The organism is Streptomyces sp. NPDC052107 (assembly GCF_040680215.1).
In the GTDB taxonomy this organism is placed as follows: domain Bacteria; phylum Actinomycetota; class Actinomycetes; order Streptomycetales; family Streptomycetaceae; genus Streptomyces.
In genome coordinates this window covers 1-10,876 of record NZ_JBFAWG010000149.1, presented here as the reverse complement: position 1 = coordinate 10,876, position 10,876 = coordinate 1, and the positions used below count along the sequence as shown (strand labels likewise).

The window sequence follows — 10,876 nt, the reverse complement described above, 5'->3', positions numbered from 1 at the left end:
TCACGTCGTACGACTCGATGTACCACGTGACCGGCAGCCAGCTGATCCTGCCCGACACCGAACCTCTGGTCTCCGGCGGCTACGTGCCGAACAAGTGCCGCCGGGCTGATACTGCTGGTGCCCGTGGGAGGTTTCCTGCTGGTCGCGGTCAGCCCCAGGATGTTCGGGCAGGGCTCGGCCTGGTTCACCCTGGCGCCGTTCGGCTCCGCACTCAGCGGGAACATGCTGCAGGCGCTGCTGGACACCGCCCTCACCGGAGCGGGCGCCGCCGTTCTCGCCGCGGCGGTCGGCACCGCTCTCGCGCTGCTGCTGGGGCGGACCAAGGTCCCGGGTGACGGCCTGTGGCGTCTGGCGATCTGGGCCCTGCTGCTCGCCCCGTCGTATCTGGAGGCACTCGGCTGGAGCCGCCTCGTGGAACCGGACGGAGTCCTCTCCCAACTCCTGGGCATGGACCTGGGCTGGTTGCGTCACCTGGTGATGGGGCCGCTCGGGGTGATCTGGGTCCTCGGCAGCCGCGGCGTACCCTTCGCCTTCTTCGCGGTCTCCGGTGCTGTCGCCGGACTCGGCCGCGACTTCGAGGACGCGGCGCGCGTGCATGGCGCGGGAACCCGCGCCCGGCTGCGGATCATGCTCGGCATGCTCGCCCCGGGACTGTGGGCCGCCGTCGCGATCGTCTTCGCGGAGGCCATCAGCGACTACGGCGTGGCCGCGACACTCGCCGCGGACGCGCACTTCCCCCTCGCCACCTACGCCCTCGCCAGCGCCGTGACCAACTTCCCCGCGGACTACCCGACGGCGGCGGCGGTCGGCTGGCTGCTGATGATGCTGATCGTGCTGGCCATGCTGGCGCAGCGCAGGGCGACCCGCCGCCGCTCCTACGCGGTGCTGTCCGGGCGTACCCGCTTCATGCCCCGGGCGCCGCTCAGTGGCCGGGGCTCGGCGGCGGCCCTGACCGGTCTGGGCCTGTTCTTCCTGCTCGCGCTCGGTGTACCAGCGCTGGGGGTGGTGTGCGCCTCCATGCTCGGGCCGTTCGGCGCGGTGACGGCGCACAGCTTCACGCTGGCCAACTACCAGCAGGTCTTCCAGCAGTCCAATCTGCTCGCGCCGCTCCTCCTGTCCCTGCAACTGGCGGCCGTGACCGCGACGGTGGCGCTGATCGGCGCCGTGCTCGTGGCCCGGTACCTGTCCCGCAGCGGTCGTACCGGAACCGGACGGGCGGCGGGCGTGCTGGACCTACTCCTGCTGGGGGCCGTCGCCCTTCCCTCGATCGTGCTGGGCGCCGGGTACATCTTCACCTACAACCTGCCCCTCATGAATGTCCTGGGAATCCACCTCTACGGCACCCTGACGCTGCTGGCCATCGGTCTGCTCGCAGGTGCCCTGCCGGGAGCGTCCCGGCTGCTGGCGGGTTCGTTTGCGCAGTTGCAGGACTCCATGCTCGCCGCGGCACGGGTGCATGGCGCGGGACCGACACGGACCTGGGCCACTACCGTCCTGCCCCTGCTGTCCCGGGGGCTGTTGTGGACCTGGCTGCTGACCTTCGGCGACCGGTTCCTGGAACTGCCGCTCGCCTCGATGCTGTATCCCCCCGGTCGGCAGCCGCTGTCCGTCGCGGTGACCGGCCTGATCGTCAACTACGACTTCGGCACGGGCACCGCCTCGCTGGTGATCGCCTGCGTAGGCGTTCTCCTCGTCATCGCTCTCGCACTCCTGATCTTCCGTCTCGTCGCCCCGCCGGGCTGGCATCGATTGGAGCAACGGTGAAATCCGAACTCGGAGCCGGTGCCACCCGGTTGCAGATCGACCGGGTGGTCAAGCGGTACGGCCCCCACACGGTTCTGGACGACGTCTCGCTGACCGTCGAGGCCGGCGAGTTCCACGTCCTGCTGGGACCGTCGGGTTCCGGCAAGAGCACGCTGCTGCGGGTGATAGCCGGCATCGAACGGGTCGACGAGGGCCAGGTGCTGCTGGGCGACCAGGTCCTCGCCGACCGGCGAGTGTGCGTGCCGCCGGAGCGGCGGGGCCTCGGCATGGTCTTCCAGGACTACGCCCTGTGGCCGCACATGACCGTTGCCGACAACGTCGGCTACGCCCTGCGCCGGCAGCGGGTCGAACGGGCGGAGGTGACGTCACGCGTCGACGCCCTGCTGGAGCGGGTCGGGCTGGCCGGCTACGGATGGCGCCACCCCGGCGAACTGTCCGGCGGCGAGCAGCAGCGCGTCGCCCTGGCCCGCGCCCTGGCCGGGCACCCCAGCCTGCTGCTGTTCGACGAGCCGCTGTCGAATCTGGACGCCGACCTCAAGGAACGGCTCCGCGTGGAGATCGCCACGCTGGCCCGGGAGACCCGTGCGACGGCCATCTACATCACCCACGACCAGTCGGAGGCGTTCGCGCTGGCCGACCGGATCAGTGTGCTGCGGGAGGGCCGAGTCGTGCAGCAGGGCACTCCGGAAGCCATCTACTCCCGGCCTGCCTCGCCCTTCGTGGCACGCTTCACCGGCCTGTCCGGGGAACTGTCCGCGACGGTCGAGGAGGTGGCGGAGGACGGCACGGTGCACGTACGGGTGCTGGACCGCACGCTCGTGGCCCACGCGCCGACCAGGCCGTCGAACGGCGCTCCGGTGGATCTGCTGATGCGGCCGGCAGCCCTGCGGATCGGCCGCCCGGACGCGGCCGGGGCGCAGCGCAGCCTCACCGGATTCATCAAGGACACCGCCTACCGGGGGCGCGGCTACGACCACGTGGTCGAACTCCCGGACGGGGCGCAGCTGTGCGGAGTGTTCGACCAGCAGGCCTGGCCGCGCGGCCAAACCGTCACGCTGACCGTGGAGGCCGGCGGGTGTTTCGCCTACCCCAGCGCCGGACGTGCCGCGTCCGACGTCCCCGCACAGATGTCGCACGCACGATAACCACTGGAGGAAACACATGAGCGGGACTGCACTGGTCCTCGCCGTCTTTCTGGCCTGCGCGGTGGAAGCCGTCGAGGCACTCACCATCGTCCTGGCCGCGGGCGTCACCCGCGGCTGGCGCTCGCCCCTGCTCGGCGTCGGTGCGGCGCTGGCCGCCCTGGCGGTCGTGGTGGCCGTGCTCGGGCCGGCCGTCGGCCGGATCCCGATCGGCGCGATGCAGTTGGTGATCGGCACCCTGCTGCTCGTCTTCGGGCTCCAGTGGCTGCGCAAGGCGATCCTGCGGGCGTCGGGGAACAAGGCGCTGCACGACGAGGACAAGATCTACCAGGAGCAGGTCGCGGCCGCCGCGAACGCTTCCCGCGAGAACCGGGCCTTCGTCACCGACTGGTACGGCTTCACCCTGGCGTTCAAGGGCGTGCTCCTGGAGGGCTTGGAGGTGGCGTTCATCGTGGTCACCTTCGGCTCGGTCCAGGGTCAAATCGGGGTGGCCACGCTCGGGGCGGCCGCCGCCGTGGTGCTGGTGGTCGCGGTCGGCCTGCTGGTCAGGGCGCCGCTGGCCAAGGTGCCCGAGAACACCATGAAGTTCGCGGTGGGCGTTCTGCTCACCGCCTTCGGCACCTTCTGGGGTGCCGAAGGCGCCGGTGCCGAATGGCCGGGCGCCGACGCCGCGCTGCTGGTCCTCGTGCCCGGCATCCTCGCAGTGTCCCTGGCCTACGTGGCCCTGTTGCGCCGTGCCGGCGTCACGGCCCGCACCGAGAACGCCGGAGTGGCCTCATGAACCCGATCACACGATTCCTGCGCTTCTGGTACGACTTCCTGGTCGGAGACGACTGGACCGTCGCGGTCGGCGTGGTCCTGGCGCTCGCCGTCACCGCGCTGCTGGTCACCGGCCATGTCCCTGCCTGGTGGCTGGTACCAGTCGCGGTGGTGGCGCTGCTGGGGGTCTCGCTGCGGCGGGCGACCCGCGGCGCGTAACGGCCGGCCGGACAACGAGCCGGCGCGACGCGGGCTCGCTCCGCCTCACGCCGGCCCGGCCGTGCAGGCGTCAGCGGGTCTCGCCCTCCTCGAGATAGACCCGCGCCGCGTAGTCCTCCAGCACCTGCTCACATCGCTTCAGCGCCCCCACCACCGCCGCGCGGCCGGATGCCGACAGCAGGTCGCGTTTGCCTACCTTGGCGAACCAGTTCTTGAGCTTGGTGAGGTCCTCGTCGTTCTCCTCGAGCTCGGCGTAGGTGAAATGGTCCGCCCGGTATTCCTTCTCCACCTGCTCCAGGAAGTCCTTGCAGCGGTCGACGATCTCCTCGTACTCGTCGTCCCGGGCGGCGTTGAACGCGGCGACCACATCGGTCTCCCCCGCGAGCACCTCCGTCCCGAACAGCTGGGCCGTGCCCCCCATGTCGATGATCTCCTTGCGCAGTACGCGCAGCGCCCGCTCGGCGGCGACGGTCCGAGGGAAGGCCGCCACCGAGTTCTGCAGGTAGATGGCTCCCAAACCCTTGATACGGCGCCACACCGCGGCCCGCAGCCGGGTCGGCTCACTCGGCACCCGGTAGACCAGTACCAGCCACTGCTGCCGCTGACCACCCGCCTCGTCGCCGGCAGGTTCCCCCTCCTGCGCCGAAGCCGTCGAAACCACCGTGCACCTCCCACTCGACCCGCTTGACGCAGCCACCCTACGGGGATCGCGTCAGCGCCGCCGAAATCGATCCTGATCACCGCGGGCCCCACGGCTTCCGGTGCAAGAGCGTGCGGCACGGGGACAGGCCGCCCGCCTCCGTCCTTCCTGGCCGCCGTCGGTCGTACGTACGGACATGCCAAGGCCGGGAGGCTTCCGGCTGCTGCAGGAGCGATCTGTGACGCGGTGGTGATGTGACCGATGCCGATGGGAGTTGATCGCATCTGCCGTTGGGCGAACGTGGGCCGATCCCTGACCTGCGCAGCTACCTACTTCAATGCGGTGATGTGGAGGTTCCGTACGGGGAGCCCTGGCGCGACGTTCCGCGCCGGTACGGATGCTGGTCGACGATCTACGACCGGTTCCGGGTTCGAGGGGATTGACATTCACGGTTCGACATCGAGGCGGGGCGACGTCAGCTGGTTGAGGGGGACCCTGCCGTCCAGTACGTCCAACGGTGTGGTGACCACGGGCAGGCGCCGGACGATGTCGTCGTTCAGCAACTGCGTCTGCGCGAGCACCGCCGTTTGATCCCAGTAGATGTGCTCGCTCCGCACACGCGGGCCTCGGAAGTCCACGACGGCGATGACGGGTATACGGACCTGCTGCCCGGTGGGTGCCAATCCAGGCAGAATCCAAGGCACCTCGATGTCGTGGGTGAACGACACGATCATTTCGTCTACGAGGCTGTCGTCTCCCACCGTGCGGGATATCGAACGCACAGTGAAATCGTCCGGGTTCCGTCCAATGAACCAGCGTGCGTAGAAGTCCTTGACGCCGTCGTACCCACTACCGCCCATGGCGGTCGGCACATGGACGACGATGGGGTCGTCGTCCATCGTGGCCATCGTAGCCTCCACGTCCTGCGCCACGAACTCGCCGGCGGTGTGGGCTTCCCAGATACGCTCCATCGTTGCGCGATCAGCCATGCCCGCTCCTGACAGTAGGCGTCTCGGCTGTGCGGGTGTCTCGGGTCTCGGGATAGCCATACGCCGCTGCACATTGCGCCGCATCCCCTTCTTCTGGACGCGAGGAAGACACCGCAGATTCAGGGTAGGCAGGTGTGGGTCCGCGCGCACTCTTAGTGCTCGATTCCGCTTTCGGTGGGTATAGCTGCTGGTAGCGGGGTGGCTGCGGGTGCTCGGGGGCGGGTGCTGGGTCATGGTGCTAAGGGCACGGCCGGGACGTGACGAGGGCGAGCAAGCGGTGGTCCACCGCCTGGCGGCTGCCAGGAAGGCGCCGAAGGTTCTGGTGGAGCGGTGCCGGATGGTCGAGCTGAGCTGGGACGGCTGGCTGGTCCCGCAGATCTCTGACGAGGTGAGGTGCAGTCAGAAGACGGTGCGTCGCTGGCTGCACCGCTTCAACCGCTGGGGGCTTGAGGGCTTGGAGGATCTGGGAGGACAGGGCCGCAAGCGAAGGATCACCGAGGCCGAACGCTCCCGGATCATTGCGATGGTCAAGCAGACCCCACCGGGTCGGCTTGAGGTGCAGCCGTCAAACGAGATGTGGGCCGCGGACGAGTCTGGGCCCTCGGAGTGGACCTTGGACACACTGGCTGCCGCAGCTCAGGACCTCGGTATCGAGGTCAGTCGCTCCCAGGTACGCCGGATCCTGCTGGCCGAGGGCGTGCGCTGGCGGCGCACGCGCTCGTGGACGCGCTCGAGAGACGGACTTCGAGGGAAAAGGACGCGGATCGTCGAGCTCTACACCAGCCCGCCCGCCGGCGCGACGGTCGTCTGCGCCGACGAGCTCGGCCCGGTGATCCCCCGCACCTTTCCACCGGCGCCGGGCTGGTCACCGGACGGACACCGCATCAAGAACGAGATCGACTATTCCCGCGGACCGGAGAAAACCTGGGTCTACGGCGGCTTACGCGTCCGCGACGGCCAGGAACTCACGATGACCGCAACCTCCCGCAACAGCGCCTTCTACCAGCACTTCCTTCAGCTGGTCGAGGACGCCAACCCTGTCGGGGACATCTATGTGATCACCGACAATCTGTCCTCGCACAACAGCGTGTCCACCCGGACCTGGCTCGAGGACCATCCCCGCATCAGGCACGTGTTCATCCCGGTCGGCGCCTGCTGGCTCAACCTCCAAGAGGGGTGGTGGCGCATCTTCCGCAAGACCGCCCTGGCCGGACGCTCCTTCGGCGACCGCGACCACATCACCCACGCCACCGAAGTGGCCACAGCCCAGCTCAACGCCCGTGCCCAACCCTGGATCTGGGGCAGACCCGCACCACCCACCAGGCGTTTGCGCCGCCGCTATGTGTACTTCCTTTGAGGAACGCAGCACTAGTAGGACTCCGTTAGGTCTTCCGGTTCGGGCTGTTCCTGGGCACGTTGGATGAGTGGATGCACTCGAAGTGACGTGGGTGCGGGCCAGGTTGGCGTTATACGTGGCTGATGTGTTCGCCTCGGTGCCGCGCAAGGACCAGCGGGTCAAGAGCGACTGCTATCTGCGGGGACTGATGCTGGACGGCCGCCGCAAGAACCTCCAGCAGTTCGTGAACCAGTCCACCTGGGATCCCGTGCCGGTGCAGCGTCGCATTTGCGAACGCATGCTGTCGCTCATCACCCCGACGGCCTGGGTGATCGACGACGTGTCGGTGCCCAAGGACGGAAGAATGTCGGTCGCGGTCGCCCCGCAGTACTGCGGGGCCCTGGGCAAACGCGCCAACTGCCACGTCGCGGTCAGCGTCCACGCTGCGACCGACATCGCCTCATGCCCGCTGCAGGGCAGCTGTTCCTGCCTCAGGAATGGGAAGCGGACAACGACCGCAGGACTGCCGCCCGCGTCCCAACCGAGGTCAGACACCGCGAGAAGTGGCGGCTGGCCCTGGACATGCTCGACACGCTGGACTGGGGAATGAGTCCACCGGTCGTCGTGGCCGACGCCGCCTACGGGTGCTGCGCGTGGGCACGTACTCGTCTGCGACCGTGACCTTCGCTTGCGTACGCGCCGCGGACAGTCCTGGTCTCGAACCACCAGTAAACCGCGCTGATATCCGTGCGTCCGGGACTGCCCGATCCGTCGTGCCAAGTTGCACGTCAGAGGGCTGCGCACGTGCTCAACCGATGTTGGGGCCAGTCGACCGGAGTGGCCGTAGCCCTCCTAGTTCGGCCGAATCCAGGTCGCACGGTGTGACGCGGTGGGCCACCAGGGCGGCGAGGTCGTCGTCACGGGTGCCGTGGACGTAGGCGCGCAGGTCCTGGTGGAGGTGGTCGAGGAGTTGGCGAGGCGAGGCGAGGACCCATCGGCGGACGCGCTGGGCGAGGGGGTAGAAGGTCCCGATACCGTCGCGGGTCTCGCTGACGCCGTCGGTGTAGAGCAGCAGGCGGTCGCCGGTGCCGAAGGGAATGGTGTCGACCTGGTAGTGCTCGCCGAGCAGGGCGGCCATGTTGAGGGGCGGTGACGGCGCGCTGGGTTCTACCTCGCACACCTCGCCGCCGTGCAGCAGCAGCGGCGGAGGGTGTCCGCAGTTGACCAGGCGGGCGATGGGTTCTCCGGCGGGGATCTCGACGAGCAGGACGGTGACGAAGCGTTCCAGCGCGTCGTCGGTGGCCACGTCCTCGCCGTAACGGCTGATGCTGGTCTCCAGCCGGTGTGCCAGGTCCGGCAGGTGCGGGGCGTCCTCGACGAACACCCGAAAGGAACTGAGGACGACCGAGGCGGCCTCGACGGCCGGCAGGCCCTTGCCGCGCACATCACCGATGATCAGCCGCACTCCGTGCGAGGTCTGCTGCGCCTCGTAGAAATCGCCGCCGATGCGGGCCTGCGCGGCGGCCGCCTGGTAGAGAACCTCGACGTCGATGTGCCCGAGGTGATGTGGGACCGGGCGCAGCAGCACGCGCTGCGCCGTCTCCGCCACGGAGCGGACCTCGGCGAGGGTGCGCTCCCGGTGCTGACGTACCTGGCTGGCGTAAGCGGCGGCCAGGGTGACAGCCGCGACCGTGATCAAGGTGAAGATTCCGGGAGTCCGCTCCAGAGTGTGGTCGGCGGCGGAAATGACGAAGCCGGCGATCAGGGTCAGCAGCCCGATGCTCAGCGTGCCGGCCACGGAGAACATCGCGGCGGCAAGCGCGGGGGCCGCCCCGAGCAGCCGGTAGAACTCCAAGTGGGGCGTAAAGAGGGCCGCCACCGAGGCCAGCACGATCACCAACAGCGGAGTCAGGAGCGCCGGCGAGAACGGCCGGTCCTCTCCCCACATCCGCCAGGAGGGCCGCTTCAGGGCGATCACCTGCCTCAACGACCGAATGGCGGTGACACGGGATGCGGTGGACCCCTTTACCTGTGCACCCATGTTTCTGTCCTTAGGCGGAGACGGTTGTTCGACGCCCGCTTGCAGTGGAAACTTCCCAAAATATGCCTAACTGAGGCAATAAGGTTGAACTTTGAACTATTAGCGATGACGGACGCTGCAGGTCATGGTTGCGCCGACGATGTTTTGTCCCTTTTGCGCAACTGTGGCACATTGGTGCCAGTAAACGCAACAAGGAGTTGCAATATGGCTTCGGCGACCTTCACCGAACGGCGCGGCACGGTCCGCACGGGCGGTCGCAGCGCTCGGGTGCGTGCGGCCGTATACGAGGCGACGCTGCTCGAGTTGGGACAGCGCGGCTACGCCGCACTGTCCATCGAGGACATTGCAGTGCGGGCCGGCGTGCACAAGACGACCATCTACCGACGGTGGGGGACCAAGGACACGCTGCTGGCGGCCGCCATGGGCGACCTGGTCGAAGCCAGGGTCCCGGTTCCGGACACCGGTGCGATCGAGACCGACCTGCGTGCGTACGCCCGATCGATCGTGGACGTTCTCACCAGCGACGCGGGCGCGATCCTGGTGGCCGTGCTGTTCTCCGATGCAGCCAGAGCGCCGGAGGTCGCCGAGGTCAAGCGGAACCACTTCGCCGAACGGCAGCGGCTCGCCGCGCCCATCGTCGAACGGGCGATCCAGCGCGGTGAACTACCGGCGGACACCGATCCCCATGAGCTGATCGGACTGATCGCCGCGCCGATCTACTATCGGCTCCTGGTCACCGGCGAACCCGTCGACCATGCCGTGGGCGACCGCGCGGCCCTCACCGCCCTGGCCGCGGCACCTGATCTCTGGCCCGGACGATGAGCGGTCACTCGCCGCCTTCAAGCCGTGAGTACCGGCATGTGCCGCGGATTCCGGAGCGGTCAGCCGGCGGACCGGTGTTGGTCACGATGCTCGACGCAGCGCGGACCCTGACGTTGACCTACCGGCCCGGCGACCGATCGGCGGGACGGCTGCCGGGCCGTCCCCCTCCGGTGGCGTCCCAACCGTCCGCATCTCCCCGCATAAAATATCTCATTTGCTGCATATCCACTGAAGGGACCTGTGGATTGTGACCACCTCGATCATCGTCGGAGGAAGCGGCGCGCTGGGACGCGTACTGGCGCAGCGATACGCCAACCGCGGCGACAGCGTCATCATCACCAGCCGCACCAGGGAGCGCGCCGATACCGTGGCCGCCGAAATCGCCGGCAGCGTCCGGGGTCTGGCCGTTGACCTGTCGCGGCCGGAAGCCATCGACGGAGCGCTCGCCGACGTACGGGACGTCGACAACCTGGTGATCACCGGCGTCTCAGAGGGTTTCAACACCCTCGCGGACTTCGACATCGCCAAGGCCGTGGAAGCCGTGACCATCAAGCTGGTGGGGTACACGGAGACCGTGCGCGTCCTGCGTGACCGGTTCACCCCCGGCGCGTCGGTCGTCCTCTTCGGCGGCCTGGCCAAAGAACGGCCCTACCCCGGTTCCACCATCGTGACCGCCGTCAACTCGGGTATCACCGGACTGATGAAGACCCTCGCACTGGAGATCGCACCCCATCGTGTCAACGCGCTCCATCCCGGCGTGGTGGGAGACAGCCCGAGGTGGCGCGACGTGCCCGACCACCCTCACGTACCGCGTACCCCCATCGGGCGCTTGGTGACCATGGAGGAAGTCGCGGAAGCCACCGACTTCCTCCTCCGGAACACCGGCGTCAACGCCCAGGACCTGTTCATCGACGGCGGACTGCGCGTCACCTGACACGACCGCCCTACCCGAATAGGTGCAGAAGCCGGATACAAGACGGCTCCGGACGATCAAGGCCCGGGGCCGTCTTCGGGCCGTATGAGGTCACCCGACGCCGGCCAACAACGTCAGAAACCCACGGCATCTGAACCTGTGGGGCTCGTAAAGTCATCGCTGCAGGTGGGAGCCTGCGTGCCGAGCTCTCGGCGGTGGCTGGGATGCTGCACGCATGATCACCTCGCTGC

General features: G+C 68.4%; 10 protein-coding genes and 2 pseudogenes. 9 read left to right on the top strand and 3 right to left on the bottom strand.

Features of this window, described 5'->3' with window-relative positions; genetic code table 11:
* Nucleotides 1–123: 123 nt before the first annotated feature.
* From AB0M27_RS44705 to AB0M27_RS44690, 4 genes are read left to right on the top strand one after another with little or no spacing between them, the layout of a single operon-like run.
* The gene (locus AB0M27_RS44705) at nucleotides 124–1,764 is read left to right on the top strand and encodes an ABC transporter permease subunit (protein ID WP_365731588.1); all 1,641 of its coding nucleotides are present in this window, start codon (nucleotides 124–126) and stop codon (nucleotides 1,762–1,764) included.
* A complete protein-coding gene (locus AB0M27_RS44700) occupies nucleotides 1,761–2,909 on the top strand; it encodes an ABC transporter ATP-binding protein (protein WP_365731586.1) in 1,149 nt (382 codons plus the stop codon). Before AB0M27_RS44705 ends, AB0M27_RS44700 begins: the two co-directional genes overlap by 4 nt.
* 16 nt (nucleotides 2,910–2,925) lie before the next feature.
* Nucleotides 2,926–3,687 (top strand): hypothetical protein, encoded by a 762-nt coding sequence (locus AB0M27_RS44695; RefSeq protein WP_365731583.1) that lies wholly within the window; start codon nucleotides 2,926–2,928, stop codon nucleotides 3,685–3,687.
* Nucleotides 3,684–3,884 (top strand): hypothetical protein, encoded by a 201-nt coding sequence (locus AB0M27_RS44690; RefSeq protein WP_365731581.1) that lies wholly within the window; start codon nucleotides 3,684–3,686, stop codon nucleotides 3,882–3,884. The genes AB0M27_RS44695 and AB0M27_RS44690 overlap by 4 nt, the downstream gene beginning before the upstream one ends.
* Before the next feature lie 70 nt (nucleotides 3,885–3,954).
* Here AB0M27_RS44690 and AB0M27_RS44685 read toward each other — a convergent pair whose 3' ends face one another.
* Nucleotides 3,955–4,545: a Chromate resistance protein ChrB gene (locus AB0M27_RS44685; protein WP_365731579.1), complete on the bottom strand. Its 591-nt coding sequence runs from the start codon at nucleotides 4,543–4,545 to the stop codon at nucleotides 3,955–3,957.
* 315 nt (nucleotides 4,546–4,860) lie between these two features.
* Here AB0M27_RS44685 and AB0M27_RS44680 point away from each other — a divergent pair.
* A pseudogene (locus tag AB0M27_RS44680) lies at nucleotides 4,861–4,952 on the top strand (transposase); the annotation flags it as partial.
* An 18-nt stretch (nucleotides 4,953–4,970) separates the two neighbouring features.
* Here the strand turns inward: AB0M27_RS44680 and AB0M27_RS44675 are convergent.
* Nucleotides 4,971–5,513, bottom strand: a complete 543-nt coding sequence (locus AB0M27_RS44675; protein ID WP_365731577.1) for a nuclear transport factor 2 family protein — start codon at nucleotides 5,511–5,513, stop codon at nucleotides 4,971–4,973.
* A gap of 232 nt (nucleotides 5,514–5,745) precedes the next feature.
* On the opposite strand from AB0M27_RS44675, the gene AB0M27_RS44670 reads away from it, so the two are divergent.
* Complete coding sequence (locus AB0M27_RS44670) at nucleotides 5,746–6,870, top strand: IS630 family transposase (RefSeq protein ID WP_365731575.1); 1,125 nt, start codon at nucleotides 5,746–5,748, stop codon at nucleotides 6,868–6,870.
* Between the two features lie 67 nt (nucleotides 6,871–6,937).
* Nucleotides 6,938–7,494, top strand: a pseudogene (locus AB0M27_RS44665) (transposase); the annotation flags it as partial.
* 163 nt (nucleotides 7,495–7,657) lie between these two features.
* Here AB0M27_RS44665 and AB0M27_RS44660 read toward each other — a convergent pair.
* Entirely contained in the window at nucleotides 7,658–8,890 is a 1,233-nt protein-coding gene (locus AB0M27_RS44660; RefSeq protein ID WP_365731573.1) for a PP2C family protein-serine/threonine phosphatase, read from the bottom strand.
* A gap of 204 nt (nucleotides 8,891–9,094) precedes the next feature.
* On the opposite strand from AB0M27_RS44660, the gene AB0M27_RS44655 reads away from it, so the two are divergent.
* Nucleotides 9,095–9,712, top strand: a complete 618-nt coding sequence (locus AB0M27_RS44655; RefSeq protein ID WP_365731570.1) for a TetR/AcrR family transcriptional regulator — start codon at nucleotides 9,095–9,097, stop codon at nucleotides 9,710–9,712.
* A 247-nt stretch (nucleotides 9,713–9,959) separates the two neighbouring features.
* Nucleotides 9,960–10,646, top strand: coding sequence for an SDR family oxidoreductase (locus AB0M27_RS44650; protein ID WP_365588636.1), 687 nt, complete (start codon nucleotides 9,960–9,962; stop codon nucleotides 10,644–10,646).
* Nucleotides 10,647–10,876 lie beyond the last annotated feature (230 nt).